Consider the following 25,947-nt stretch of genomic DNA (forward strand, 5'->3'; position numbering starts at 1 on the left):
GCCCGTTCAGCCCTCGCCGAACAACGCCCGTGCGTTCCCGTGACAGACCGCGCGCAACCAGTCGTCCCCCAGGTCGAGCCGCTCCAGTGCGTGCAGCTGATGCGCGTACGGATACGGGATGTTCGGGAAGTCCGTCCCCAGCAGGATCCGGTCCCCGAGGCCGGCGAGCCGCCCCCGCTCCGCCACCGGGAAGGGTGTGAGGTCCTCCGTGAAGTCCGTGAACGCCATCGTCGTGTCGAGCCGCACCTCGGGATACGTCTCCGCCATGGTCAGGAACTCGGAGTACTCGGGCATCCCCATGTGTGCCACCACCAGCCGCAGCCGCGGATACCGGGCGAGCAGCCGGCCGACCGGCCCCGGCCCGGTGTGCGCGCCGGGCGCGGGCCCGGACCCGCAGTGCATCACCACCGGGATCCCGGCGTCCGTGAGCAGTCCCCACACGGGGTCCAGCAGTGGGTCGTTCGGATCGTACGCGCCGACCTGGAGATGCGACTTGAAGACCCGCGCCCCCGCCTCCACCGCCTCGCGGACGTACCGCTGCGCCCCCTCCTCCGGGAACAGGGTCGCGGTGTGCAGGCAGTCGGGGACCCGGTGCGCGAACTCGGCCGCCCAGCCGTTCAGCCAGGCCGCCATCCCGGCCTTGTGCGGGTAGAGCATCGAAGTGAACCGCCGGACCCCGAAGGACCGGAGCAGCGCGAGCCGTTCGTCCTCGTCGTGGCGGTAGGCGATCGGCCACTCCATGCCGGTCAGCGGACCGGCTGAGTCGAAGTACGCCCACACCTTGCGGAGCACCTGTTCCGGCATGAAGTGCGTGTGGATGTCGATCAGTCCCGGCAGTCCGAGCCGCTCCCAGAACCGCACCACGTCGGCGCCGTCCCCACCGGCCGGCCCGTCGACACCGCCCACGCCCTCGCCGCTCACGCCGCTCACCACCCGTTCCAGGTCCGCCCCTGACACCTCGACGATCTCAGAACAGCCCGTGCTGGATACCGCCGCCCCCGATGTCGGCCACCGGCACCGACACCCCCGCCCGCGGGTCGGCCCCCACCAGGTCCCACCCGGTCATCAGCCGGGTGTCCAGCACGACCACTCCGCCCGGGGCGGCCAGATGCAGATCGGGCCCGGCTGCGGCGACCAGCCGCCCTCCGACGACTCCGCCGTCCACCAGTCCGGTCACCGCCCACGCGACCTCGACCGGCCCGTCGAGCCCGAACAGTCCCGTGTGATCGACGGGATCGAACGGCAGCCTCTCCAGCGACTGCGGCCACCCGGCCCCGGGTGCCTCCAGAGCCGCCGCCCGCCCGTACAGCCCCTCGACCTCCGCGACCCGCTCGGCCGCCCCCGGCAGTGCGGCCCGCACGGCCCGCTTGCGCGCGTACGGAATCCGGTCCGGCACGCCCAGCGCCGAGCGGAGCAGCTCCTCGGTCCGCCGCGCCGCCATCAACGGTCCGCGCCCCAGCCAGCTGAAGACGACGGCCCCCTGCTCCCGCAGCCGCGCGGCCCCCCGCTCCTCGGCGGTGATCCCGGCCTTCACCATTCCGGGCCCGAACCAGGCGAGATAGACGCGGTACGTCCGCGGGTCGTCGGCGATCGTGTCGGCGGCCACCGAATGCGCCCGGTCCAGCCGCGCGCACTCCGGGCACCGCGCCCCCGTACTCCGCGCGGACACCACGGCGGCCGTCGGACACGCGTTCCCCCGCGCCCCCACACAGTGCCGCTCGCCCTCGGCTCGGAAGCCGAGCTCCTTCCCGTACCCGAGTGCACTCGCGCGCGCCGGACTTCCCAGCCATCCCAGCTCCGGCCCGTCGGCGCCCTCAGGCCAGCGCAGCCCGCCGCACCGCCAGCTCTGCCGGCCCTGCCACCCCATGTGCAACCAACTCCCACCGAGACCTCACGCCGTTCACCGCCATCTTCGACGGTCGGCGTTCAGCGCCGCACGTCAAAGCAGGAACCCCGCCACACGTCCGGTTCGCCCATCGCGGCGTTCGAGCCGCACCCGAAGATTGGCGCAACGGGTCCCGCGGCACTCACAGATCAGGCCTGCGCGGAGGCGGGCGAGGAAGAGGTGCCTGCGGCGCCGGGCCGGCTGTCCGGGGCGAGGGGTGGCACCGGCCGGGAGGGCAGCCGTACTTCATTGATGTACGGGCAACGCAAGAGGCCCCCTGGATTTCTCCTGGGGGCCTCTGGCTTGCTGTGCACTCGGCAGGATTCGAACCTGCAACCTTCTGATCCGTAGTCAGATGCTCTATCCGTTAAGCTACGAGTGCTTGGCGTTCCGGGCTTTTTCTGCCTGGTCGGCGTTGCGAGAACAACATTACATGACCTGCGCCGTCACGCGAAATCCATTAGCCAAACCCCCTCTGAGCTGCGAAAACGCCATGTTGGGCGGCCTGTCGCACTCCGGCCCGGGCGCGCACCCCGGCCGGAACGGACGCGCACCCCGGCCGGGAACGACTGAAGCCCCGTGCGATCGGCACGGGGCTTCAGTGATCAAGCGGAGGCGGAGGGATTTGAACCCTCGATGGGCTTTAAAACCCAAACCGCATTAGCAGTGCGGCGCCATAGACCGGACTAGGCGACGCCTCCAGCACACCCCGCGCGAACGCGAGTGGTGCGTGCAGATGATGACACAGCCGAACGCTGCCTCACCAATCGCCGCCTACGGTACTAGGCAGGCGGCCGTCAGGGCAAAGCGTTCGGGTTGCGCAACGCCGGGGCGTGCGGAGCGTTAGTCACTACGGGGGGCATGGCCTCCCGTCCGCACCCGTCCACAGGAGTACGCATGCTGCGCCGTCTCGCCCTCACCGCTGCCGCATCCTTCGCCGTGCTGTCCGCCGCCCCGTCCGCGCTCGCCGCCACCGCGCCGCTGCCCTTGTCCCTCCCGCTGCCCGTACCGGTGCTCCAGGGCGACGACGCCCGGAACACCGAGCTGACCGTGACGGTCTCGGGCTCCGGCGACCGGGCCGCGGACGGCGTATACGAACTGAAGTGCTCCCCGGCCGGGGGAAACCACCCCGTGGCGAAGCAGGCGTGCGACCGGCTGACGGAGCTGGCGAAGCCGGCGGACGGGACCGCCGACCCCTTCCGGCCGGTGCCCTCGGACGCGATGTGCACCCAGCAGTTCGGTGGATCGGCCACGGCCAGGATCACCGGGACCTGGCAGGGTCAGCGTGTCGACGCGTCGTTCGACCGGACCAACGGCTGCGAGATCGCACGCTGGAACAACCTGCGACCGGTGCTGCCGAACGTCCGGTGACCAGGGTGACCGAGTACGTCGCAGGGCACGTCAGGAGCAGGAGTTGTACACCGTATGCACAGAACCTTGGTGAGAGCTCCCCCTCATCCGCCGTCGGATGTGACTCCCCTGCCTTTAGACTCCTCAAGTGACAGCCTGCGGCCCGAGGGGCAAGATGGGGCCCGCTGTCGGCAAGGTGCGGTAATCAGGGAGGAAGCGTCGTCGTGAGCAGCAGGCCATCCCGAGGCGCTGCTCGCCTCGCAGCCATACTCGACGCCCTCCCGGACGGGCTCCTGCTCGTCAACTGCAACGGCACGGTCGTCAACGCCAACACCATCGCCCTCGAAATGTTCGAGACGCCGGGCACCGCGCTCGTCGGCCGCGGACTGCTCGATCTGCTTCCGGAGTTCGACTCCAAGCTGATCCCGGGGTCGATGCGCAGGCCCGAGGCTGCGGACGAGCGAGGCCGGACGAAGCCGACGCGGATGACCGCGCGGCGGACCGACGGCAACGAGTACCCGGTCGAGGTGACCAGCGCCAGCCTGGAGGACGGGCAGGCCGCCTACAACGACTTCCAGCCGGGCTACAGCGGCAGCTACACGGGCGACGAGCTCCTCATGCTCGTCGTGCGGGACCTGTCGGGCACCGTCGACACCGAGGCCGAACTGGCCCGCTCGCAGCGGCAGACCGAGATGATCCTGCGGGCCGCGGCGGAGGGCGTCGTCGGTACAGACACGGACGGCCGGGTCGTCCTGGTCAACCCCGCCGCCGCGCAGATCCTCGGCTTCCGCGCCAGCGACCTGGGCGGCCAGGAGCTGCATCCGCTGATCCTGCACTCGCGTGCGGAGGGCGAGCCGTTCCCGTACGAGGAGTCGCCGCTCGCCGACACGCTCAGGTCCGGGCGCAAGCACCGGGTGCGCGGGCAGGTGCTGTGGTCCAAGAGCGGCGCGCAGGTGCCGGTCGACCTGACGACCGCGCCCGTCCGTGACGGCGACCAGCTGGTCGGCGCGGTGATGACGTTCACCGACCGCAGGCCGTACGAGGAACTCACCACCGAGCACGCGGCGCAGCTGACCGAGCTGACCGAGAAGCACACCGCCGAGATCACCCGGCTGACCGAGGACCACACCGCCGAGGTCACCGAACTGACCGAGCGGCACGCCGCCGAGCTCGCCGACCGGACCGAGCGGTACGCGGCCGAGTCGGAGGAGCGGACCGAGCGGCTCACGGAGCTGACCGCCCGGCACGGCCAGCTGACCGCCGTCCTCGGCGAATCGCTGCGCGGACCGCTGGAGGAGCTGCGCGGCGAACTCGCCACGCTTGCCGCCGACCCGGCGGGCCAGCTGTGGCCCGAGGCCAACCAGATCCTGCACCACCTGGCCGCCGGCTATGCGCGGATGACGACCCTCGTCGACAACGTGCTCGGCTACCAGCGGCTCGACAGCGGGGCGGAACAGCTGGTCAAGGAGAAGGTGCTGCTCGACTCGGTCGTGACGGCCGGTATCGACGGCGCGGTCGAACTGATCGGCCCCGGGCGCGCCCAGTTCGCGGTGCACGCGCCGCCGATCGAGGCCGAGGTGGACGCGGGACGGCTGGTGACGGCGCTCGCGCACCTGGTAGCGGACGTCGCCGGGGTCGACTCGACCGGAAAGACCCGGCTGATGCCGGGCGGTGGTTACGTCGACTCGACGGTGGTCGTGGCGGCCGCGCAGCGCGGTGAGGTCGTACGGATCGAGGTGCGCGGGCCGTTCGCCGGCGGCGACCCGGTGCACGAGCCGATCGTGCGCGGGATCGTAAGGGCACACGGCGGCGTGCTGCAGACGCACGAGATGCCGGGGATGAGCGGCAGCGCGTACGTGCTCGAAGTGCCGCTGGGCACGGGCTCGGGGACCGTGCCGCCGCCGGAGGCATCTCCGGTCCAGGCGCCGCCGGAGGAGCCCGGGCAGCAGCAGGACGCGGCGAGCGGCGGGCGGCGCAGAGCGCGGCGCTCGTCGACCGATGCCTTCCTGGAGAGCCCGGTGGGCGGGGAGATGCCCGCCCAGCCGGCCGAGTCCGGTGGTGACGCAGCGGCCGCGGAGCCGACGGGGCGCCGCCGGGCACGCCGCGGAGCCGCGACGCAGGACGAGCAGGTTCCGCAGGGCGGGCCGGGTCTGCAGACGCCTCACGAGCTCATCCCGGCACAGCAGGGCGAGGGTTCCGGACGCCGGCGGGGGCGGCCCAGCCCGGCCGAGACGCCCGGCGTCCAGCAGCCCGTACAGGCTCCGTCCGCGCGGGCCGCGGAGGCGCAGGGCCCCGGACAGGCCCTGGCGCTGCCCGCGGGCGCGGCGCCGTCCGAGGGGTCGGTGGTGACGGCCGCCGAGGGCGCACAGCACGCGAACAGCCGTCCGCAGCTCGGGCAGACCGTGCCGCCGCAGGGCGTGTCGGCCGATGCGCAGGCATCCGCGGGCGGACACCGGGCACGCCCGGGCAACGACAACCAGCTCGCTCTCGCTCCCGACCAGCAGCACGCGCACGCACCGCAGCAGGCCGCCCAGCAGCAGCCTGCGGGTCGGCGGGCCCGGCGGGCGCTGTCGGCCGCGCAGGAGCGGCCGGCCCCGGCCGAGCCGCGTACCGCGTTCGCCCTCCCGCCCGCCGACGCCGACCGGATCCCGCCCACGGCCGGTGATGCGGACGCCTCGCTGCCCGGACGCCACGACACCGTACGGGCACCGCAGGACGACGCCCGCACGCCGCCGCAGACCCATCCGGAGCCGACCGGCCGGCGCCGCGCCCGCCACGTCCCGGAGACGACCCGGGAGCAGCCGCTGCCGCAGGCCGCTCAGCCGGCTGCGCAGCGGCCGGAGCCCGGGCAGCCCGTCGGATGGCCGGAGAACGGCGCCTCGGCACAGGGCCCGGCCGCCCTGAACGTCCCCGGCAACGACCTGGACCGCGACGGTGCGGGGCACACCACACACACCACCGGCGCGCCCGCAGGCGCCATGGAGAGCCGGCCGCGCGGCGACGCGCCCGCACCCGTTCCGGCCGCCGAGCCGGTGCCGGACGCGCGGCGCCAGCCGCTTCCCGCCGAGGAGCCGATGCCGGCGCCGGCGGACTCGACGCAGGGGCGGGCGTTCAGCGTGCGGACGCTCGGGCAGGGCGTGCCGTTCGCCCAGCACCTCACCCATCAGCAGAACCAGACGCTCGGCGGCGCCGGACGGCGCCGCAGGCTCGCCGCCCCGCCGGCGGACGAGCGCGCGGCGCAGCCCGCCGGAGTACCCGCCGCCGCGCCGCAGCCCACCACCGGCGCCGCCTCCGGGCAGCTGCTCTCCGCCACGTCCGCCGAAGGACGCTCGTACGCCATAGGGGCACCCGACGAGGGCGCCGAGGGACCGGAGCCGCTGGACGGCCCGGGGGGCGCGGTCGAGGTCGCCAACCGCCCGTCACCGCAGCCGGTCGACGACGAACTGCCCCCCGAGCCGCTGGACAACCCGCGCCGGCTGCTCGTCTGGCCCGAGCCCGACGTCTCGACCCAGCAGGCGCTGAGCGACCGCGGCTACCGTCCGGTGATCGTGCACTCCCGCGAGGAGGTGGACGCCCAGATCGCGGCGTTCCCCGCCGCGCTCTTCGTCGACCCGCTGACCGGCCCGATCACCCGTACGGCACTGCAGTCGCTGCGCCAGGCGGCGGTCGCCGCCGAGGTGCCCGTGCTGGTGACCGCCGGTCTGGGGCAGGCTTCACGGGAGGCGGCGTACGGTGCCGACCCGGCCGTACTCCTGAAGGCGCTCGCCCCGCGCGACAGCGAGCAGCACCCGCCGCGGGTACTGCTGATCGAGGAGCACGAGGAGATCGCGGCAGCGCTGACGGCAACGCTGGAACGCCGCGGCATGCAGGTCGCCTGCGCGGCCGACGACGACGAGGCCGTCGCGCTCGCCACTCGGACGCGGCCGAATCTGCTGGTGATGGACCTGATGCAGGTACGCCGTCGCCGCGCCGGGATCATCGACTGGCTGCGTGCGAACGGCCGGCTCAACCGGACCCCGCTGGTCGTGTACACCTCGGCCGACATCGACCGGGCGGAGCTGCCGAAGCTCAGCTCCGGCGAGACCGTGCTCTTCCTGGCGGAACGCTCGACCAGCGACGAGGTGCAGGCCCGCATCGTCGACCTGCTGGCGAAGATCGGCACGAACTGAGGCGGCTGCCGGAGGACGGCACGTCAGGCATACGACGAGGGCGGCACGGGACTTCCCGTACCGCCCTCGCCCCTGTGTACGGCCCGGCCGCCGGTCAGATCCGGGTGATGTCCAGCCCGCCTTCCGCGTACTGCCGGCGGATGACCTTCTTGTCGAACTTGCCGACACTCGTCTTCGGCACCGCGGGAATGACCGACCAGCGCTCCGGCAGCTGCCACTTGGCGATTCCGGACTCGGCGAGGAACGCCTTCAGCGCGTTGTAGTCCACGGTGATGCCTTCCCTGAGGACGACGGTCGCCAGCGGGCGCTCCCCCCACTTCTCGTCCGGCACCGCGACGACGGCGGCCTCGGCCACATCCGGGTGCGCCATCAGGGCGTTCTCCAGCTCGACACTGGAGATCCACTCCCCGCCCGACTTGATGACGTCCTTGGCACGGTCGGTGAGGGTGAGGAAGCCGTCCTCGCTGATGACTCCGACGTCGCCGGTCTTCAGCCAGCCGTCCTCGCTGAACTTGTCGTCGGGGCGGAGCGCCTCGCCGTCCGCACCGCCGTAGTACGCGCCGGCGATCCAGGGACCGCGGACCTCCAGCTCACCGGCCGACTCGCCGTCCCAGGGCAGCTGCTCGCCGCCGGGACCGACCAGCCGTGCCTCGACGCCGGCCGGGAAGCGGCCCTGGGTGATGCGGTACGGCCACTCCTCTTCCGCGGTCAGCCCGGCGGGCGGGTTGGCCATCGTGCCGAGCGGCGACGTCTCCGTCATCCCCCACGCGTGGCAGAGGCGGACGCCGAGCCGGTCGTACGCCTCCATGAGGGAGGGCGGACAGGCGGCGCCGCCGATGGTGACGCGGGCCATCGAGCTCAGGTCGCGCGGGTTGGCGGTGACCTCGGCGAGCAGCCCCTGCCAGATGGTGGGGACGGCAGCGGCATGACTCGGCTTCTCGCGCTCGATCATGTCGGCGAGCGGGGCGGGCTGCAGGAACCGGTCCGGCATGAGCATGTTGACACCGGACATGAACGTCGCGTGCGGAAGACCCCACGCGTTGACGTGGAACTGGGGGACGACCACCAGCGTGGTGTCCTTGTCCGTCAGCCCCATCGACTCGCTCATGTTGACCTGCATGGAGTGCAGGTAGATCGAACGGTGGGAGTAGACCACGCCCTTGGGGTCCCCGGTGGTGCCGGAGGTGTAGCACATGGCGGCGGCCTGGAGCTCGTCCAGCTCGGGCCAGTCGTAGGTGGTCGGACGTCCGGCGATCAGTTCCTCGTAGTCGTGCACCCGCGGGGCCGCGCCGTCGAGCACGGAACGGTCGCCCGGGCCCGCGACGACCACGTGCTCGATCGACATCAGCTGGGGCAGGAGTGGAGCGAGCAGCGGCAGCAGCGAGCCGTTGACGATGACGACCCTGTCGTCGGCGTGCTTGACGATCCAGACCAGCTGCTCGGCGGGGAGCCGCAGGTTGAGCGTGTGGAGCACCGCGCCCATGGAAGGGATCGCCAGGTACGCCTCGATGTGCTCGGCGTTGTTCCACATGAGGGTGGCGACCCGCTGGTCGCCGACAACACCGAGCTCGTCGCGCAGGGCGTTGGCGAGCCGGGTGGCGCGGCGGCCCACCTCGGCGAAGCTGCGCCGCTGCGGCTCGGGCTCGCCGGTCCAGGTCGTGACCTGCGACTTCCCATGGATCGTCATCCCGTGCCTCAGGATGCGGGTGACAGTCAGCGGTACGTCCTGCATGGTGCTCAGCACGGCGTCCTCCCGGTGGGCGCTACGCGGCAGTAAGGTTCCGCTGATTCTGCGCACATACCGATTGGTATGTCACTACTCCCGGGAGTACGAATCGGTCTCCGTCGGATTCTCCCGGACGGACCACCGGATACCCCGTGACCGGAGAAACGGGGCTTCGGCACCGGAAGCCGCCGCTGACCTCGACGTCTTCCATGCACTCGTCGAAGACGGAGCCCCGCCGCAGCCGGTCGTCAGCGGACGGGGATCAGCCCCGGGTCCTCGCGGAGCTTGCCGAGCGCCCGCGACACCGCACTCTTGACGGTGCCGACGGACACCCCGAGCACCTCGGCCGTCTGGGCCTCACTCAGGTCCTCGTAGTAGCGCAGGACGACCATCGCCCGCTGCCGGTCCGGAAGCCTCAGCACGGCCCGCCACATCGCGTCGTGCAACGACTGCTGCTCGGCGGGGTCGGAGGCCGGGGCGGCCTCCTGCTCGGGCAGTTCGTCGCAGGCGAACTCGTCGACCTTGCGCTTGCGCCACTGCGAGGTACGGGTGTTCACCAGGGCCCGGCGTACGTACCCGTCGAGCGCCCGGTGGTCCTCGATCCGCTCCCATGCGACATACGTCTTGGTCAGCGCGGTCTGCAGCAGATCCTCGGCATCGCTCGGGTTCGCGGTGAGCGAGCGGGCGGTGCGCAGCAGCACGGGTCCCCGCGCCCGTACGTACGACGAGAACGACGGGTACGGAGCGTGCGCAGCACGCCCCCCGTGGGATCCGTGCGAACCGTGCGACGCATGCTGCGTGGGCGTCGCCGTCGAGGCGTGCGGCGCATGTCCGGTGGCGGCAGCGGCTCCCCTGGAGGCGCCCGTGCAGACTGGCGTGGTCATGGGTCCACGCTAGGAGCGCGTACTACCCGGGGGATCGGCCCCAGGTCCCGAAGCCGCCTCCGCCTCAGGTTGTAGGGGCGGGGCCGGGCCCACCTCCTGAAGGAGTAGGGCCCGTCATCACGGGTCAGGGTCGCCCGGAGGAAACCCCCCGTCAGCCGCTCGCGGCCGCCGCCGCGCGAGCACCGCGCTCCGCGTCCCGCGGAACGCGAACGGCCCGCGCGAGAACGCTCCTCGCGCGGGCCGCCGTTCGCTCCGCCGTGCCCCGGCCCCCCGACCGGTCACGGACGGCCCGGACTCACCAGAAGTTGACGAAGTTCACCGCGATGGTCCGGGTGGACTGGTCGATCGCGGCGAAGGCCGGACCGGTCACCTGGGCCGAGTTGTTCTGGTTCGACGCTCCGGGGCCGGTGGCCTGCTGCTGAGTCGTGGATGAATTGCCGGAGTTGTTCCCACCGACTCCGGCGCTGCCGATCGTCGCCACCCCCGCGTTCGATCCGTCGCTCGCGAACGAGCCGTTGTCGGCCTGGGCCGCGCCGCTGAAGAGAGTGACGGCGAGAGGCAGTGCGGCAACAGCGGCGAGGGCACGAGCGGTACGGATGCTTGCCATGTCAATTCCTCCAGGAACCGGAAGTACGGCTTGTTCCGGAGCAGTTGGCCGACCGCCCCGGTGCTGGTCACGACGTCGCGAGACCAAAGCTGCCCGCCGGACCCCGTATGAATCACCCAGGACCCCTGATTCCCCCGCAGGAATGAGGAACACCGGATAAACACCCCACCTGCCCCGAAGTCCCGGCTCACCCGCCCCGCACGCGGCCGCACACCCCGGATCCCGCGCGGCCCGGGAGGAGAAGCGTTCCGGCACACTCCGCGCCCGGCCACCCCGACGACCCCATCCGGCCGCGCCTCGGTGCCGGTACGCCCCGCCCCCTTTCCTTTACCGAACATGTGTACGAAAATGGAGCATGGCCATCACCGACCGGCAGACCGCCACCCTGGCCCTGGCCCACGCACTCTCCGCCGCCGAGCACGGGCTCCCCGTCATTCCGCTGTCCGCCACCAAACTTCCCGCCCTGCGCTCCCCTCATCGCGACGAGGGCCGACCGGTCAGCTGCCGGGGCGCCTGCGGCCTCCCCGGGCACGGCGTCCACGACGCCACCACGAACCCCGCCGCCGTGCGCGCCCTCTTCGCCGCCGCGCCCTGGGCCACCGGCTACGGCATCGCCTGCGGCCGCGCCCCGCACCACCTCATCGGCGTCGACCTCGACATCGACGCCACCGGCCGGAGCGACTCCGCGGCGGCCCTGCAACAGCTGGCGCTGCACCACTTGTTCACCATCCCGCCGACCGTCACGGTCATCACACCCAGCGGCGGCCGCCACATCTGGCTGACCGGGCCGCCCGGCGTGGCCGTACCGAACTCCGCCGGCCGCCTCGCCCCCGGCATCGACATCCGTGGCGCCGGCGGCTACCTGGTCGGCCCCGGCTCGGTCACCACCCGTGGCGCCTACCGGCTCGCCCCCGGCGCCGCGGACCTTCTCCCGGCCCCCTGCCCCCGTGCGCTCCTCCGCCTGCTCGCACCGCCCGCACGCCCTCACCGCCCGCCGGGCCGGCCCGACCAAGGCCGCGGGCTCGTGCGGTTCGTCCTCGCGGCGCGCGAGGGCCAGCGCAACACCCGCCTTTTCTGGGCCGCTTGCCGTGCCTACGAACACGGCTTCGGCGACGCCCTCGCAGCCACCCTGACGAGGGCGGCCGTCCGCACCGGGCTCACCGAGCAGGAGGCCCGGGCCACCATCGCCTCGGCCGCCCGCCTCACGTCCGGCCGTCCCCCGGGCCCGGAGAACGCCGCCGGACCGTCCGCCTGAACCGGCCATCGGCCGGAACCCCGCAGCTGCCACTTCAGCCTTCGCCGCGCAAGACGCTCTGCCCCAAGCCCTGACCCACCGGCAACCCCAGGCCGCGCCCGCGCGTGGCGGTGCTGTGCGGCCATGCGACCGGTGGAGACTCCTCAGCAAGGAAGACGCGGCATCGCCACTCGCCGAGGCACCGAACTCCGAGTCGGGATGAGACGGGGTGCATGCAGAAAGGGGTGTCACTCCGGAGAGTGACACCCCTTCTGACCTGCAAGCTTCTGACCTGCTGCGGTGGGTGTGGGATTTGAACCCACGGTGACATCGCTGCCACGACGGTTTTCAAGACCGTTCCCTTAGGCCGCTCGGGCAACCCACCCTCGCTCCGTCACACCTGCCGAGGAGCGGGCTACAGCCTACCGGGTGAGTGCTTCCTGCGGGTATCGCCGGCCGGGGAAGACCGCCGGACCGCCTCCGGGGCGACCCGGGCGGTCCGTCCCGCGTCATCGGCCACGGACCGGTGGCGACGCGGGACGGTCCGGTCGGTCAGCTGTCGCCCTCGCGCTGTCCCAGCGTCACTTCGGCGGTGCGCACCTTGCCGTCGCGCTTGTAGGTCAACGTCACCTTGTCGCCCGGCTTGTGGGTCCAGATCTGGCCGATCAGGGTCGGCCCGCTGTCGATCACCTGGTCGTTGAACTTCGTGATGACGTCGCCCCCCTTGAGACCGGCCTTGGCGGCCGGGCCGTCCGGCGAGACGGCCGGGGTGCCGCCCGAGCCCTGGTCCGAGATGACGGCGCCGCCGGTCTTCTCGTCCATCGTGACCGTGGCACCGATCACCGGGTAGACCGGCTGACCGGTCTTGATCAGCTGCTGAGCAACGTTCTTCGCCTGGTTGATCGGGATCGCGAAGCCGAGGCCGATGGAACCCGCCTGGGACTGGCCGCTGCTGCCGGTCGACTGGATCGCGGAGTTGATGCCGATGACGGCGCCGCGCGCGTCGAGAAGCGGACCGCCGGAGTTGCCCGGGTTGATCGAGGCGTCGGTCTGCAGCGCGCTCATGTACGAGTTGCTGCTGCCGGAACCGTCACCGGAGGCGACCGGGCGGTTCTTCGCGCTGATGATCCCTGTCGTGACCGTGTTGGACAGACCGAACGGCGCGCCGATGGCGATCGTCGAGTCACCGACCGCGACCTGGTCCGAGTTGCCGAGGGCGAGCGGGGTCAGACCCGACGGCGCCTTCTTCAGCTTCAGTACGGCGACGTCGTAGCCCTCGGCGCGACCGACCACCTCGGCGTCGTACTTCTTGCCGTTGGAGAAGGTCGCCGTGAGCTGTCCGCTGCTCGCCGCGGAGGCGACCACATGGTTGTTCGTGAGGATGTGGCCCTCCTTGTCGTACACGAAGCCCGTACCCGTGCCGCCCTCGCCGTCACCGCTCTGCGCGTCGATGGTGACCACGCTGGGCAGCGCGCCGGCCGCGACGCCCGCGACCGTCCCGGGATCACGCTTGAGGGCCTGCGGGTTGGACGACGCGGCGACGGTGGTCGAGCCGGAGGAGTTGCTGTCGCTCCGGTCGGCCGCCCAGTAGCCCAGGGCGCCGCCGATACCGCCCGCGACGAGAGCGGCCACGGCCACCGCCGCCACCAGGCCGGTGGCGCGACGCTTGCGCGGGGCGTCGGGCGTCTGCAGCTGGCCGGGCGCGCCCCACACGGGACCGCCGTCGCCGCCGGCGCCGCCGTGCGCGTACGCGGGAACGGCGGGCGGGGGCGGCGGCCAGGCGCCGGCGGGCTGGGGCGCGACCGGAGGGGCGCCGGGAACCGTGGCCATGGGGGTCGTCGAGGCCGCCGGGTTCTCCGCGGACGGGACCGGCGGCGTGTGCGGCGGGGCGGGGGAGTGCGGCGGCTGCGGCGGCGGCCAGTCGTTCGAGCGCTGGGCCTGCGTCGCCGTCGCGTCCGACGAGTCCGTCCCGGCGGGCGCCTGCGGGGACGCCGGCGTGCCCTCAGGAGCAGCGGCCGGCACGGGAGGTGCGGACGGAACGGCCGGAGCCGCGTTGCCCTCGTTGCCCTCGTTCTCTGTGCTCACAGCTCTTTACTCCTCGGTTCCTCATCAGTTTCGGCAAGAGATCCGCTGCGTACGTGTCTGGAGTCAGCTTTTACCATGACCCGTCAGGCCACTGTAAGCAGGACCTGTGCGTCCGCACACCAATCTTTATATCCGGCAAAACGGTCCCACATCGCGAGGTGCGCACAGCCGTCGCCCCGCGGTGGCACCATGACGCGGTGACCCTTGCACGGCAGCAAACCCTGCACCATCCCATCCAGGTCATCGCGCACCGCGGGGCCTCCGACGACGCACCCGAGCACACCCTGGCCGCCTACCGGAAGGCCATCGAGGACGGGGCGGACGCCCTGGAGTGCGACGTACGGCTCACCGCCGACGGCCATCTCGTCTGCGTGCACGACCGCCGGGTGAACCGTACGTCCAACGGACGCGGCGCGGTCTCCGCCCTGGAGCTCTCCGAGCTCGCCGCCCTGGACTTCGGCTCCTGGAAGGACCGCGAGGAATCCCCGGAATGGGACCCGGTGCCGGGCGAGCTCACCTCCGTACTCACCCTGGAACGCCTGCTCGAACTGGTCGTCGAGACACGGGCCGCCGGGCGCCCCCTCCAGCTGGCCATCGAGACCAAGCACCCGACGCGCTGGGCCGGCCAGGTGGAGGAGCGGCTGCTGCACATGCTGAAGCAGTTCGGACTCGACGCGCCACCGGCCGACGGGCCCTCACCGGTGCGCATCATGAGCTTCTCGGCGCGTTCGCTGCACCGCATCCAGGTGGCCTCACCCACCCTGCCCACCGTCTACCTGATGCAGTTCGTCTCGCCGCGACTGCGTGACGGGCGGCTGCCGGCGGGTGCCCGGATCGCCGGCCCGGGCCTGCGGATCGTACGCAGTCACCCCGGATACATCGAGCGGCTGCACCGCGCGGGGCACCGCGTGCACGTCTGGACGGTCAACGAGCCGGAGGACGTCGAGCTCTGCACCCGGCTCGGCGTCGAGGCGATCATCACGAACCGCCCAAAACAGGTTCTGTCCCAACTGGGTCGCCTTTAACACCGTTACGGGGAGTACACCGGCGCATTCGGCCAGTATTCGATCGTTACGAGTGCGTCACCGACAGGCGGTTGGCCGGTTTCCGGTCCAGTCCAGGGGGGCATCCACTCCGTGGCGTGGGGCAAAGGAGGTCTCGGGGGTGGCGTTGGTGGTGGCACAGGAAGTGCCCACGTCGTCGAGCATGGCCGTACCCCATGGCCCTGCGGGCGTGGGCCAGGCACGGCACCGGATGCGCGAGCAGTTGCGCAGCTACGGGATGTCGGATTCGGTCGTCGACGATGCTGTATTGATCCTTTCCGAACTTCTCAGCAATGCCTGCCGGCACGGCAGGCCGCTGGGACTGCACGCGGATGTGGGTGACGGCGACGTCCGCGCCGCATGGCGCGTCGACAGAAGAGGCGGACTGACCGTCGAAGTGACGGACGGAGGCGGCCCGACCAGACCGGTTCCGGCCACGCCTTCGGTGACGGCGCGCGGCGGACGCGGGCTCAACATCATCAGTGCGCTCGCCGAGGAGTGGGGCGTACGCGACAGCTCCTCCGGTGAGGTCACCGTGTGGGTGGTCGTCAGCGAGGGGCAGGGAAACGGCCGGATGCCGGGGCTCGACGGGCTGGACTTCGCCGACGCCTTCGACGACATGAGCTGATTCCGGCGCACCGGTTGCGCGTCGCGCGGGACCGGTGCGGGGGCGGGGCGGGCAGCCGCACCCCCGGGCGTACGGACCGGCAGCCCGTCCGGCGGACGGGCTACGAACATACCTGCGTACGGACCGGCGTTCCGGCGTACGCGCCGCAGGCGCCCGGGCGTCTGTGCCCCGCACGCGACACGGGCGGCTAGGCTCGCGGCCCAGACCGCACTGTCGCAATCGGGAGAAAGCCCACCATGGCGAAGAAGCGCCCTCAGACCAAGGCCGGGAAGCAGCAACTCAAGGACGGCGAGATCCCGGTGGTCGGGGCTCGCGAACCCTGCCCGTGCGGTTCGGGCCGCCGCTACAAGGCGTGTCACGGACGCGCCGCCGCCCATGCCGTGACCGAGCTGGTCCACCGTCCCTTCGAGGGACTCGCGGGCGAGTGCGACTGGGTCGCCCTGCGCGAGCTGGTGCCGGCCGCCACCGTCGAGCTGACACTCAAGGGCGGGCTGCCCGAGGGCGTGCCGTCCGTGACGCTCGCGACCGTCCTGCCGATGGCGTGGCCGGCGCTGCGCCGTGACGACGGTTCCGTCCTGCTCGCGCTGCAGAACGACACCTCGTCCGGTGACCTCAGCCGCGACCTCGCGGACACCCTGCAGCGCGCGCTGGCCGCCGAGCCCGGCTCACCCGTCGCGGCCCGGCGTGTACCGGCCGACGGGCCGCGCCTGCAGGACGTCCTCGACCCGGAAGCGGCGTTCGAACCGGCCGTCCACTCCGGCTTCGAGTTCTGGGTCCCGGACGCGGAGAACGCCACGCCCGAGGTGTCCGCGTCCCTGGAACGTGCCAACGAGGCGGCGATCCCGACCGTCCTGCTCTCCGGGGTGGACGCCGCGTACTGGTGCGAGACCCCGGAGAAGAACCACCTGCGGTGGGTCATGCCGCACGCCGAGGAGCAGCTGCTCGACGCCCTCGCCCGGCTGCACGCCGCAGGCACCTCCTCGCTCGGCGAGGGGACGCGGCTGGTCGGCTCCTTCCGCGCGCACGGCCTGATGGTCCCGGTCTGGGACCTGCCGAGCGCGATGGGGGCCGAGGAGTGCGAGAAGCCCGCGGCCGAGCTCGCCGAGCGGCTGGCGAAGGCGCTCGCCTCGGACGCCCCGCTCACCTCCGAGGAGCGCCGGGCCCGTGGCGGGCTCACCAACCGCCAGGTGACCCTCAGCTGACCGTGAGGACAGGACGGGACCCGCGGGCGGCGACCCGGTGACTCGCATCACAACTTGCCGTACCCGCAGGTAAATCGCTGTCCGAATAAGAGAGATCGAATTTGCGAACGGCAGATCTCTTGTTACGGTTCTGGAAGCCCGGTCGCTGGTGCATCCCCCGTCGCCAGCGACCGGGCATTCTCATGCCCGGAGCCGTCCCGTGCAGGGCGCACCGGAGCGGCCGGGACGACGCGCGGCGCCGCCGTCAGCGCGATGCGGGCCACGCCCGATGCGAACCGGCTCTCAGCAGCAGCGGAGCTTCCTCGACCGGCCCCCGACCGGCGTACTCGGCCACCGCCGTGTACGCGTCGACGTCGGCGAGCGACGGATGGCGAGGCGTCTCACAGAGACCCGGCTCATCCTGTGCCCCCACGGTGCAGCGCACTTCGACGGTCCTGCCGCCGGGCTCCATCAGCGTGAGCACGGACCGTAGTTCGCTCCCCGTCGTGTTGCGGTAGTAGCTGCGCGACCAGGTGTCCCGACCGTCGGTCATGACGCAGGTCTGTGCCTCGACACCCGCGGGGGACGTCAGTTCGGGCCCGCACCGGGCGACGGTCCGACGACCGGGACCGGCGGCCCCGGTTACGGCGGAACCACCGTCACCAGCCCCCTCGCCGTCGGGCCCGTCGGCACCGGCCGCCCCGCCGGACCGATCGGTACCGGACGGAAGTCCGTCCCCGGAACCCGCCTCCGACGGCGTCGGCGACGCCGTCACCGGGGTCCGCCCCCGGCCTCTTCCCGAAGGCCCGCCGAAATGCGCTCCGGCGTATGTCTTTGCACGGGCGGCCTTTGCATTACGGGGTAGGTGATCGGGGGCACCGGCGGGTGCGGCCGAAGCGGCGATCGGAAGCACGACGGCGGACACCGCCATACCCGTCATGGCGATCACGCGGAGATTCACGGTGGCCCCACCTGACGACTGCACGGGAATTACTGACGGAGCGCCGAAGATATCGGTGGAATGCGAGCGCCCGGGTGGAGTACGCCGTTCAACGCGGAAACCCGGACCGGCTCACACCCGAACGAGTGAGCCCGGACCGGTGACTGTGCCCCGGCGCCGGGCCGGGGCCGCACCGGACCGACGGCCCGCCCGTCAGAACGCGAGCCGGCTGCCGCCGTCCGGCGCACTGGTGCTCGCCGTGACCAGCGCGTCCAGGACCGCCTCCACACCCGGCAGCCAGGGCGCCGCAGGGCCGGGCAGCGGAGACCGTTCCCACCGCACCTGCCCGGCACCCACCCCGGACGGAGGCAGCACGAGATAGCCGCCCTCCCCGTGGAAGCGCAGTGAACTGGGCACCCAGTCCTTGGCGTGCAGCAGCTCACCGAGCTGTTCGAGGGTGTACGGGGCGACCAGCAGCGACCATCGCGTCGGCGTCGCCACCACCGGCCCCAGCCGCACACCCATGCGGTCGAGCTCGGTGAGCGCACGGGCGCCCGCCACGGCCGGAAGGCTCAGCGCGCACGGGGCGCGGCCGCCGGTGGCCAGCATGATCGGCGCGGTCGGCCGGTTGGTCCACCACCAGCCCACCATGCGCTCGTCGGTGGTCGCCGCCAGGAGACCGGGATCGAAGGGATGTGCGCCGGGTACGGCGCACTCGGGATCGGGACAGGCGCAGCCACGACCGCGGTCACCGCGACCGCCTGCTGCACTCAGCCCCACTCCGGGGAGCACGGGCCACTGCCATGCGGTGGCGCAGGTCAGGGCCGCTACGAGCTGGGCGGGCCGTTCCTTGCGCCGGAGCCGGAGCCTGCGTCGCCTTCCGAGGATCTCGCGCATGAGCGCTCGTTCCTTTCCGTTGAACGCCGAGGGCCACATCACACCACGCGTGCGTCACACCACGTGCGTGTTACTTCACCGTGCGTACAAGCTCTCTAAATCTGCGGTACGGGTACCCCGTCGGTACCGAGCGTGAGCCGAGTCGAGCCGAGCCAGGTCCAGCCACAGTCATGGCGAGGAGCAGCGCGCGTCGCGCCTGTCGCCCCATGGTGCACAACCCCGCCACTCGGGGGTGGGGCGCGGTCGTCGTAGTGAGGACGTCCCGGCTCGCCGCCGGGTTCCGGGACGGCCTGAACCGTCGCCGATCCTTCACCGATTACGTACCCCACAGGCCGTCAATGACGCTCCCGCGGGGACTTCAACCCCGAGGGCGCACCGTGTCGAGCCGGACCCAGTCGACCGCAATTGGCCGCCATAGGGTGCAATTTTTAGCCAACTTACTGGTCACATGGACACCACGAATCCCGCAGGGACAATGCTGGACATCGCCTTACTTGTGCGTGTACATGTGGATGCACTGATAGCGGCGCAGAATGGCATGAGGGTTTGCGATGCTATTCGACGAAACGCCCTGGTCGGAAAGCCGGTTGCCATGAGCGCCCCTCACCTGCCGAAAGTGGCTGGAATCCATCCCTCAGTTCCTGTTTCGACGCACACTGCCGGGCCGCTGGCCGAAGTGCCCGCCGCCCCGGGATCCTTCCTCCAGGACCGCCTGGCCGGCTGGGTGTCCGATCTGACCACGCTCCACGAACTCACCGAACGACTGGCCGGAACCAGCACGCTCGACGACGCGCTGCACGAGTTCCTGAGTGCCGGCGCGGCCCTGGTCGGTGCCCGCCGCGGACTGATCGTCTTCGAACCCTCCGACCGTCGCGGCCCGGTCTCCACCATCGGACTGGGCCTCGCCCATGCCGAGCTCGGACACATCGAGACACTGCCGCGCAGCGCCACCTCGTTCGGCCGGATCCTGGAAGGACTCCCGGCCACCGAAACGCCGCTGACCAGCCCCGATCTGCTCGGCGACACGGGCGTCGACCCCCGCCACCGCGAGGTCGCCGCCCGGCTCGGCTACGCCGCCAGCTATGCCCTGCCGATCACCGCCGGCTCCACCGGCAGGCTCGGCGCGGCCGTCTGGCTCTACGACGAGCCCGCCGAGCCCGTGGAACGCCAGCGCCATCTCGTCGGCCTGTACGCCGGCTACGCGAGTGACCATCTGGCCCGGCTGCTGGAGCTGGAACGCGCCAGGGCCGACATCGCCACCCTCACGGAGGAGCTGCTGCCCAGCCGACTGCCCCGGGTCGCCGGCGTACAACTGGCCGCACGGCACCGCCCCGCACCGCACGGCGGCGGTGACTGGTACGACGCGCTGGCCCTGCCGGAGGGCACGCTCGGCCTCGCCGTCGGTTCGGTGAGCGGCTCCGGGCCCGGCGCCCTGGCCGCCATGGGCCGGCTGCGCGCGAGTCTCCGGGCGTACGCGGTGATGGAGGGCGAGGATCCGGTCGCCGTCCTCTCCGACCTGGAGCTGCTGCTCCGGCTGACCGAACCCGCCCGGTCGGCCACCGCGCTCTTCGCCTACTGCGAGCCGGCGCGCCGCAAGATCCTGCTGGCCGGCGCCGGGCACACCCCGCCGCTGGTGATCGGGGACCGGCGCACCGAGTTCGTCGAGACGTCGCTGTCGGCGCCGTTGGGCATGCTCGCCTGCTGGGAGGCGCCGAGCGTGGAGATCGCACCCGCGTCCGGCGAAACCGTACTGCTCTACACCGACGGGCTGCTGCGCCGCACCGGCGACTCGATGGACCGGGCGTTCGCACGGCTGCACTCGGCGGCCGCGAGTGTGCCGAAGGCGCTGCGCCACGACGCCGGGGCCGTCGCCGACCACGTACTGCGGACCGTTCTGCCGGACGGACGGGACCGGGCCGACGGCACGGAGGACGTCGTCGTCCTGGCCGCACGCTTCGACTGACGCCCGATGGGGCCGGGCGCCGTCCCGGCCCGGTGAGCACACGCCGGGCGGCGATCCGGCCGTGTTCCGTGACCGCCTCCGGGCCGCGTGGTCCGGCCGGCCCGTGTAACAGGCCCTTCGACCCTGGGCCCCCTTCCGTACGCCCGTACGATGGACGGGGTCCAATGTCGTATCAAGGAGAGTCACGTCGTGTCTGAGGAGCTCACCCCGGAGAACCCGGAGACCGAAGAAGCAGAGACGGTCAAGCAGCGGAAGAACGGCCTGTACCCGGGCGTCTCCGATGAGCTCGCCGCCAGCATGAAGTCGGGTTGGGCCGACACCGAGCTGCACGGCCTCGAGCCGATCGCGCAGGCGGGGCACACCGCCGACCGCCGCGCCGCAATGTCCGCACGTTTCCCCGGCGAGCGCCTGGTCGTTCCCGCCGGCAGGCTGAAGACCCGCTCGAACGACACCGAGTACGCCTTCCGCGCGTCGACCGAGTACGCGTACCTCACCGGTGACCAGACCCAGGACGGCGTGCTCGTCCTGGAGCCGAAGGGCGACGGCCACGAGGCGACGGTCTACCTGCTGCCGCGCTCCAACCGCGAGAACGGCGAGTTCTGGCTCGACGGCCAGGGCGAACTCTGGGTCGGCCGCCGCCACTCCCTCGCCGAGGCCGAGCAGCTGCTGGGCATCCCGGCGAAGGACGTACGTGAGCTCCCGGCCGCGCTGGCCGAGGCCACCGGACCGGTCCGCAACGTCCGCGGCCACGACGCGGGCATCGACGCCGCGCTCACCGACAAGGTCACCGCGGAGCGCGACGAGGAACTGCGGGTCCACCTCTCCGAGGCGCGGCTGGTCAAGGACGCCTTCGAGACGGCCGAACTGCAGAAGGCCTGCGACGCCACGGCGCGCGGCTTCGAGGACGTCGTGAAGGTCCTCGACAAGGCCGAGGCGACGAGCGAGCGCTACATCGAGGGAACGTTCTTCCTGCGCGCCCGCGTCGAGGGCAACGACATCGGCTACGGCTCGATCTGCGCCGCCGGTCCGCACGCCACCACCCTGCACTGGGTGCGCAACGACGGCGCCGTCCGCTCCGGCGAGCTGCTGCTCCTCGACGCCGGTGTGGAGACCAACGACCTCTACACCGCCGATGTGACCCGGACCCTTCCCATCAACGGCACGTTCACGCCGCTGCAGCGGAAGATCTACGACGCGGTGTACGAGGCCCAGGAGGCGGGCATCGCCGCCGTCAGGCCGGGCGCCGCCTTCCGCGACTTCCACGACGCCGCGCAGCGCGTGCTCGCCGAGAAGCTCGTCGAGTGGGGCCTGCTCGGCGACCTCTCCGTCGAGAAGGTCCTCGAGCTGGGTCTCCAGCGCCGCTGGACCCTGCACGGCACGGGCCACATGCTCGGCATGGACGTCCACGACTGCGCCACCGCGCGCACCGACACGTACGTCAACGGGACGCTGGAGGCCGGCATGTGCCTCACCGTCGAGCCGGGCCTGTACTTCCAGGCCGACGATCTGACCGTGCCGGAGGAGTACCGCGGCATCGGCGTCCGGATCGAGGACGACATCCTCGTCACCGAGGACGGCAGCCGGAACCTCTCCGACAAGCTGCCGCGCCGGTCCGACGAGGTCGAGGCCTGGATGGCTCAGCTCAAGGGCTGATCACCGGCAGATCCGCACCGCGCCGGAGGGCGCCCCGCTCAGGACACCATGAGCAGGGCGCCCTCCCGCCATTTCAGGACCTTGTCGAAGCTCACCACCGCACCGCGGCCGGGGCGGTTGCCGAAGTGGACGTGGTCGGCGAGCTGCTCGATCAGACAGAGCCCCCGGCCGTCCTCGGCGCTGAGCGACGGAAGTTGCGGCTGTGGCTGCCCCGCCGCGCCGAGCTCGCACAGGGCGGGAAACCCGGGCCCCGCGTCGGCGACCTCGATCCGGCATCGCTCGCCGTCCAGATACGCGGTGACCCGGTACTGCCCGGAGGCCGTAGCGGGCTGCTCGCCCCACGCGTCCCACGTATCCCAGGGGTCCCCTGGGGCATCGAGGTCGTCGTCCCTGCGGCCCCCGCCGTGCTCCACGGCGTTCGCACAGGCTTCGCTGAGCGCGACCGACAGGTCGAAGGAGACGTCCGGATCCACGCCCGCGGTCTCCATGGTGCCGAGCAGGAAGCGACGGGCGAGCGGGACGCTCGCAGCTTCGCGCCGCAAATGGAGTGACCACCAGATGCTCATGCTCCAGCCTCCTGGCTGCGGCTCGACATACCGATACGTATTGCCGCACAGGGCGGTTCGTAAGCACAGACCGGATGTGAGACCGCTCATTCGGCGGATACCCGCACTCCGTGCACCTGTGTATGACAGGTCCGGCACAGCGGACCCACCGCACAGCCAATCGGACGGAAGGTGACCTTCCGGACCTGCCGCACGGAGACCGGGGGCGCAGTGCGATGATGACCCGGCCATGTCTACGCCTGTCGCACGCGCCGGAGCCGGTCTGCGGCTCCTGAGGGCCGCGGTGTTCACCGCGGCCTGTGTCGCGCTGTCCGCGGCAGGGCACGCACTGGCCACCTGTGCGACCGTCCCCCGGTGGACGCTGCTCGCAGGCTTCCTCGGGGTCTTCGCGGTGGTGGCGCCGCTCGCCGGACGCGAGCGTTCCCTGCCGTCCATCGCCACCGCCCTGGCCGGCGGGCAGATCGCGCTGCACACCCTCTTCGGTCTGAGCACGCACCTCGCGTCCGGCACCGCCGCGAGCACCGCGGCGGGCGACGGCCCGCTGATCCGGTTCGCGGCAAGCCTCGTCTGCGGCGCGGGACCGGCGCAGCTGAACGCCGCCGACGCCCACCGCATCGTCACCGCGGCGGGCATCGATCCGGCGACGGTGGCGGGCCAGGGCCATCAGCACATGGCCGCGGCCACCGACCCGGCCGCCCTCGCCCAACTGCTTCCGGGGCTGCTGCCCGGCCTGCCGATGCTGCTCGGTCACCTGCTGGCCGCGCTCACCGCGGGCTGGCTCCTGCGGCACGGCGAGATCGCCCTGTTCCGGCTGGCCAGGCTCTCCGCGCACGGCGCCCAGCACCTCGCGGCCGGAGCCCGGCTGCGCGCGCTGCGGGCCGCGCTCGTTCTCGTACGGGCCCTGCGCGCCGGTCTCCACGGCGAACCGGCGGCCGGGCCGCGGCTCCCCCGTACCGCGGCAGACGCACCGGCACCGGCCACCGGCGATCCACTGCAGCATCTGGTGATCAGGCGCGGGCCTCCGTCCGTATTCACCCTCGCAGCCTGACGCGACACCCTCCGCCCGTTGCACGCTCGGACCGTTCCGCAGGCACCACCCCGTCGCACGCCCGGTGGTGCCCGCCCGGCCCGGCACACGCACGCCGCACGTGAGGAAGAGGTGTCGCGATGCCGTCGCGCACCCGCGCGACGGGCCACCACCCTTCCCACCTGCTCAGTGGAGTGATTCCTGCCATGAACGTTTCCCGCATCGCTCTCGCCGGCGGCGTCGCCGCGTCCACCGTGCTGATCCTCGCCGGTACGGCCTCCGCGCACGTCAGCGTGCAGCCGCAGGGTGAGGCCGCCAAGGGCGGTTACGCCACCATCAACTTCAAGGTCCCCAACGAGCGTGACGACGCCTCGACGACCAAGCTCGAAGTCAACTTCCCGACCGACCACCCGCTGGCCTCCGTCATGCCCCAGGCGGTCCCCGGCTGGAAGATCGCCGTCACCAGGAGCAAGCTCGCCAAGCCGCTGACCATGCACGGCCAGAAGATCGACGAGGCCGTCTCGAAGGTGACCTGGACCGCCGAGGGCGGCAAGGACGACCTCGGTATCGCCCCGGGCCGGTTCCAGCAGTTCCCGCTCTCCGTCGGCCAGCTCCCCGAGGACACCGACCAGCTGGTCTTCAAGGCCATCCAGACGTACGACAACAAGGAAGTCGTCCGCTGGATCGAGGAGCAGAAGGACGGCGCCGCGGAGCCCGAGACCCCCGCGCCGGTACTCAAGCTGACCGCCGCGACCACCGACGAGCACGGCGCCGCCGACGACAAGAGCGGCGTGGCCGGTGCCGACGCGGCGAAGGACAACCACACGGAAACGTCCGCCGCGTCCGCCTCCGCCGACTCCTCCAGCGACACCACCGCCCGTGTCCTCGGCATCGTCGGCATCGTCATCGGCGCCGCGGGGGTGGCTTTCGGCGTGCTCTCCGGCCGCCGCCGCACCGCCTGACACACCAGCCCCATCGTTTTCACCGACCCACCAGGAATCAGCGATACATGCGTAAGAAGACAGTGCTGGCCGCGGCGTTCGTCGCCGCGGCCGCACTCACCCTGACGGCCTGCGGCAGCGGCGACGACAGCGCACAGAAGCCCCTCGCCGAGGTGTCCGCCGAGACGAAGACCCAGGCCGCGACGGTGCTCGACCAGCCGTTCACCAAACCGGACCTCGTGCTGACCGACACCCACGGCAAGAAGTACGACCTCCGCAAGGAGACCGAGGGCAAGCCGACGCTCATCTACTTCGGCTACACCAACTGCCCCGACGTGTGCCCACTGATCATGAGCAACATCGCCGTCGCCAAGAAGTCCCTGTCCAAGACCGACCAGGACAAGCTGCGGGTCGTCTTCGTCACCACCGACCCCGAGCGGGACACCCCCGCCTCGCTGGGCAGCTGGCTGCGGGCCCAGGACGCCTCCTTCATCGGCCTCACCGGCGACTTCACGGCCATCCAGGCCGGCGCCCGCCAGATCGGCATCGGTATCGACCCGCCGAAGAAGGAGAAGGACGGCACCGTCATCTCGATGCACGGCTCGCAGGTCATCGCGTTCTCCCCGAAGACCGACAAGGGGTACGTGCTGTACAGCGAGGACACCACGCCCGACGACTACGCCAAGGACCTCCCCAAGATCGCCAAGGGGGAGACTCCGTGAACCGCCGTACCCTCCTCGCCGGCGTCCTCGCCCTCTCCACCGGGCTGACGCTGGCGGGGTGCTCCTCGGACGGCGGACCCGAGCTGAAGGTGACCGGCGCGTTCATGCCGCAGCCCGTCAACGACATGGCGGCGGGCTTCCTCGTCGTGCGGAACAGCGGCGGCAGCTCCGACCGGCTCACCTCGGTCACCAGCCCGCTCTCCGACAACATCACGATCCACGAGACGACGAACCAGACGATGCGCATGGTGACGTCCTTCGAGGTGCCCGCGGGCGGCGAGCTGGACCTGGAACGCGGCGGCAACCACATCATGTTCATGAAGCTCAAGCAGCAGCCCAGACAGGGCCAGAAGGTGTCCGTGGAGCTGCACTTCGAGAAGGCCGACCCCATCAAGGTCGACCTTCCCGTGAAGGAGACCACCCACAACCCGAAGCAGCAGTGAGGG

At 71.8% G+C, this 25,947-nt stretch carries 21 protein-coding genes and 3 tRNA genes; 12 read left to right on the top strand and 12 right to left on the bottom strand.

The genetic code is table 11. The features are described 5' to 3' along the window. Window positions 1–6 precede the first annotated feature (6 nt). From ACFVXE_RS05510 to ACFVXE_RS05525, 4 genes are all read right to left on the bottom strand, one after another. The gene (locus tag ACFVXE_RS05510; protein WP_389669542.1) at window positions 7–906 is read right to left on the bottom strand and encodes an amidohydrolase family protein; all 900 of its coding nucleotides are present in this window, start codon (window positions 904–906) and stop codon (window positions 7–9) included. Window positions 907–967: 61 nt separating this feature from the next. Next, a complete protein-coding gene (locus ACFVXE_RS05515; protein ID WP_389669414.1) occupies window positions 968–1,867 on the bottom strand; it encodes a DUF2797 domain-containing protein in 900 nt (299 codons plus the stop codon). A gap of 327 nt (window positions 1,868–2,194) precedes the next feature. Further along, window positions 2,195–2,267 (bottom strand) — tRNA-Arg (locus tag ACFVXE_RS05520). A 228-nt stretch (window positions 2,268–2,495) separates the two neighbouring features. Then, window positions 2,496–2,586 (bottom strand) — tRNA-Ser (locus ACFVXE_RS05525). Window positions 2,587–2,782: 196 nt separating this feature from the next. Here ACFVXE_RS05525 and ACFVXE_RS05530 point away from each other — a divergent pair. Together ACFVXE_RS05530 and ACFVXE_RS05535 are read left to right on the top strand one after the other, a co-directional pair. Then, window positions 2,783–3,256: an SSI family serine proteinase inhibitor gene (locus tag ACFVXE_RS05530; protein WP_389669415.1), complete on the top strand. Its 474-nt coding sequence runs from the start codon at window positions 2,783–2,785 to the stop codon at window positions 3,254–3,256. Window positions 3,257–3,459: 203 nt separating this feature from the next. Beyond that, entirely contained in the window at window positions 3,460–7,404 is a 3,945-nt protein-coding gene (locus tag ACFVXE_RS05535; RefSeq protein WP_389669416.1) for a PAS domain-containing protein, read from the top strand. A 94-nt stretch (window positions 7,405–7,498) separates the two neighbouring features. On the opposite strand, the gene ACFVXE_RS05540 is transcribed toward ACFVXE_RS05535, so the two are convergent. The 3 genes from ACFVXE_RS05540 to ACFVXE_RS05550 form a co-directional block, all read right to left on the bottom strand. After that, entirely contained in the window at window positions 7,499–9,148 is a 1,650-nt protein-coding gene (locus tag ACFVXE_RS05540; protein WP_389669417.1) for a long-chain fatty acid--CoA ligase, read from the bottom strand. Between the two features lie 230 nt (window positions 9,149–9,378). Continuing rightward, window positions 9,379–10,014: a SigE family RNA polymerase sigma factor gene (locus tag ACFVXE_RS05545; protein WP_389669418.1), complete on the bottom strand. Its 636-nt coding sequence runs from the start codon at window positions 10,012–10,014 to the stop codon at window positions 9,379–9,381. Window positions 10,015–10,309: 295 nt separating this feature from the next. Further along, a complete protein-coding gene (locus ACFVXE_RS05550; protein WP_389669420.1) occupies window positions 10,310–10,621 on the bottom strand; it encodes a hypothetical protein in 312 nt (103 codons plus the stop codon). A gap of 355 nt (window positions 10,622–10,976) precedes the next feature. On the opposite strand from ACFVXE_RS05550, the gene ACFVXE_RS05555 reads away from it, so the two are divergent. Continuing rightward, window positions 10,977–11,876 carry a bifunctional DNA primase/polymerase gene (locus tag ACFVXE_RS05555; RefSeq protein WP_389669421.1) on the top strand — a complete coding sequence of 300 codons (900 nt, stop codon included), beginning with the start codon at window positions 10,977–10,979 and terminating at the stop codon, window positions 11,874–11,876. Between the two features lie 277 nt (window positions 11,877–12,153). Here ACFVXE_RS05555 and ACFVXE_RS05560 read toward each other — a convergent pair. Then, window positions 12,154–12,240: transfer RNA gene (locus tag ACFVXE_RS05560), tRNA-Ser, on the bottom strand. 167 nt (window positions 12,241–12,407) lie between these two features. Further along, complete coding sequence (locus tag ACFVXE_RS05565) at window positions 12,408–13,940, bottom strand: S1C family serine protease (protein WP_389669423.1); 1,533 nt, start codon at window positions 13,938–13,940, stop codon at window positions 12,408–12,410. Window positions 13,941–14,137: 197 nt separating this feature from the next. Here ACFVXE_RS05565 and ACFVXE_RS05570 point away from each other — a divergent pair, with 197 nt between their 5' ends. The 3 genes from ACFVXE_RS05570 to ACFVXE_RS05580 all read left to right on the top strand — a co-directional run bounded on the left by ACFVXE_RS05570 (window position 14,138) and on the right by ACFVXE_RS05580 (window position 16,813). Next, window positions 14,138–14,965, top strand: coding sequence for a glycerophosphodiester phosphodiesterase (locus tag ACFVXE_RS05570; RefSeq protein ID WP_389669425.1), 828 nt, complete (start codon window positions 14,138–14,140; stop codon window positions 14,963–14,965). Between the two features lie 52 nt (window positions 14,966–15,017). Then, complete coding sequence (locus tag ACFVXE_RS05575) at window positions 15,018–15,611, top strand: ATP-binding protein (protein ID WP_389669427.1); 594 nt, start codon at window positions 15,018–15,020, stop codon at window positions 15,609–15,611. Between the two features lie 236 nt (window positions 15,612–15,847). Further along, window positions 15,848–16,813: a DUF5926 family protein gene (locus ACFVXE_RS05580; RefSeq protein WP_389669428.1), complete on the top strand. Its 966-nt coding sequence runs from the start codon at window positions 15,848–15,850 to the stop codon at window positions 16,811–16,813. Window positions 16,814–17,057: 244 nt separating this feature from the next. Here ACFVXE_RS05580 and ACFVXE_RS05585 read toward each other — a convergent pair whose 3' ends face one another. Together ACFVXE_RS05585 and ACFVXE_RS05590 are read right to left on the bottom strand one after the other, a co-directional pair. After that, the gene (locus tag ACFVXE_RS05585; protein WP_389669430.1) at window positions 17,058–17,345 is read right to left on the bottom strand and encodes a hypothetical protein; all 288 of its coding nucleotides are present in this window, start codon (window positions 17,343–17,345) and stop codon (window positions 17,058–17,060) included. A 600-nt stretch (window positions 17,346–17,945) separates the two neighbouring features. Then, the gene (locus ACFVXE_RS05590) at window positions 17,946–18,629 is read right to left on the bottom strand and encodes a bifunctional DNA primase/polymerase (RefSeq protein ID WP_389669431.1); all 684 of its coding nucleotides are present in this window, start codon (window positions 18,627–18,629) and stop codon (window positions 17,946–17,948) included. Between the two features lie 475 nt (window positions 18,630–19,104). Between ACFVXE_RS05590 and ACFVXE_RS05595 the strand changes: the two genes are divergently transcribed. Next, window positions 19,105–20,592, top strand: coding sequence for a PP2C family protein-serine/threonine phosphatase (locus tag ACFVXE_RS05595; RefSeq protein ID WP_389669544.1), 1,488 nt, complete (start codon window positions 19,105–19,107; stop codon window positions 20,590–20,592). Window positions 20,593–20,781: 189 nt separating this feature from the next. Continuing rightward, the gene (locus ACFVXE_RS05600; protein ID WP_389669432.1) at window positions 20,782–22,245 is read left to right on the top strand and encodes an aminopeptidase P family protein; all 1,464 of its coding nucleotides are present in this window, start codon (window positions 20,782–20,784) and stop codon (window positions 22,243–22,245) included. A gap of 38 nt (window positions 22,246–22,283) precedes the next feature. On the opposite strand, the gene ACFVXE_RS05605 is transcribed toward ACFVXE_RS05600, so the two are convergent. Next, complete coding sequence (locus tag ACFVXE_RS05605; protein ID WP_389669434.1) at window positions 22,284–22,811, bottom strand: ATP-binding protein; 528 nt, start codon at window positions 22,809–22,811, stop codon at window positions 22,284–22,286. 229 nt (window positions 22,812–23,040) lie between these two features. On the opposite strand from ACFVXE_RS05605, the gene ACFVXE_RS05610 reads away from it, so the two are divergent. From ACFVXE_RS05610 to ACFVXE_RS05625, 4 genes are all read left to right on the top strand, one after another. Further along, on the top strand, window positions 23,041–23,859 hold the full coding sequence (locus tag ACFVXE_RS05610; RefSeq protein WP_389669435.1) for a hypothetical protein: 819 nt from the start codon (window positions 23,041–23,043) through the stop codon (window positions 23,857–23,859). A 185-nt stretch (window positions 23,860–24,044) separates the two neighbouring features. After that, window positions 24,045–24,800: a YcnI family protein gene (locus ACFVXE_RS05615; protein WP_389669437.1), complete on the top strand. Its 756-nt coding sequence runs from the start codon at window positions 24,045–24,047 to the stop codon at window positions 24,798–24,800. Between the two features lie 47 nt (window positions 24,801–24,847). Continuing rightward, window positions 24,848–25,501, top strand: coding sequence for an SCO family protein (locus ACFVXE_RS05620; protein ID WP_389669438.1), 654 nt, complete (start codon window positions 24,848–24,850; stop codon window positions 25,499–25,501). After that, the gene (locus ACFVXE_RS05625; protein ID WP_389669440.1) at window positions 25,498–25,944 is read left to right on the top strand and encodes a copper chaperone PCu(A)C; all 447 of its coding nucleotides are present in this window, start codon (window positions 25,498–25,500) and stop codon (window positions 25,942–25,944) included. The genes ACFVXE_RS05620 and ACFVXE_RS05625 overlap by 4 nt, the downstream gene beginning before the upstream one ends. The last annotated feature ends 3 nt before the right edge of the window (window positions 25,945–25,947 follow it).

Source organism: Streptomyces sp. NPDC058231, from assembly GCF_042882275.1.
In the GTDB taxonomy this organism is placed as follows: Bacteria; Actinomycetota; Actinomycetes; order Streptomycetales; family Streptomycetaceae; genus Streptomyces.

Excerpts from the sequence above, each read along its gene's own strand:
- ACFVXE_RS05550 (WP_389669420.1), bottom strand. The coding sequence starts at position 10,621 with ATGGCAAGCATCCGTACCGCTCGTGCCCTCGCCGCTGTTGCCGCACTG.
- ACFVXE_RS05620 (WP_389669438.1), top strand. The coding sequence starts at position 24,848 with ATGCGTAAGAAGACAGTGCTGGCCGCGGCGTTCGTCGCCGCGGCCGCA.
- ACFVXE_RS05610 (WP_389669435.1), top strand. The coding sequence starts at position 23,041 with ATGTCTACGCCTGTCGCACGCGCCGGAGCCGGTCTGCGGCTCCTGAGG.
- ACFVXE_RS05605 (WP_389669434.1), bottom strand. The coding sequence starts at position 22,811 with ATGAGCATCTGGTGGTCACTCCATTTGCGGCGCGAAGCTGCGAGCGTC.
- ACFVXE_RS05530 (WP_389669415.1), top strand. The coding sequence starts at position 2,783 with ATGCTGCGCCGTCTCGCCCTCACCGCTGCCGCATCCTTCGCCGTGCTG.
- ACFVXE_RS05595 (WP_389669544.1), top strand. The coding sequence starts at position 19,105 with ATGCTGGACATCGCCTTACTTGTGCGTGTACATGTGGATGCACTGATA.
- ACFVXE_RS05590 (WP_389669431.1), bottom strand. The coding sequence starts at position 18,629 with ATGCGCGAGATCCTCGGAAGGCGACGCAGGCTCCGGCTCCGGCGCAAG.
- ACFVXE_RS05515 (WP_389669414.1), bottom strand. The coding sequence starts at position 1,867 with ATGGGGTGGCAGGGCCGGCAGAGCTGGCGGTGCGGCGGGCTGCGCTGG.
- ACFVXE_RS05545 (WP_389669418.1), bottom strand. The coding sequence starts at position 10,014 with ATGACCACGCCAGTCTGCACGGGCGCCTCCAGGGGAGCCGCTGCCGCC.
- ACFVXE_RS05580 (WP_389669428.1), top strand. The coding sequence starts at position 15,848 with ATGGCGAAGAAGCGCCCTCAGACCAAGGCCGGGAAGCAGCAACTCAAG.
- ACFVXE_RS05615 (WP_389669437.1), top strand. The coding sequence starts at position 24,045 with ATGAACGTTTCCCGCATCGCTCTCGCCGGCGGCGTCGCCGCGTCCACC.
- ACFVXE_RS05555 (WP_389669421.1), top strand. The coding sequence starts at position 10,977 with ATGGCCATCACCGACCGGCAGACCGCCACCCTGGCCCTGGCCCACGCA.
- ACFVXE_RS05585 (WP_389669430.1), bottom strand. The coding sequence starts at position 17,345 with ATGACCGACGGTCGGGACACCTGGTCGCGCAGCTACTACCGCAACACG.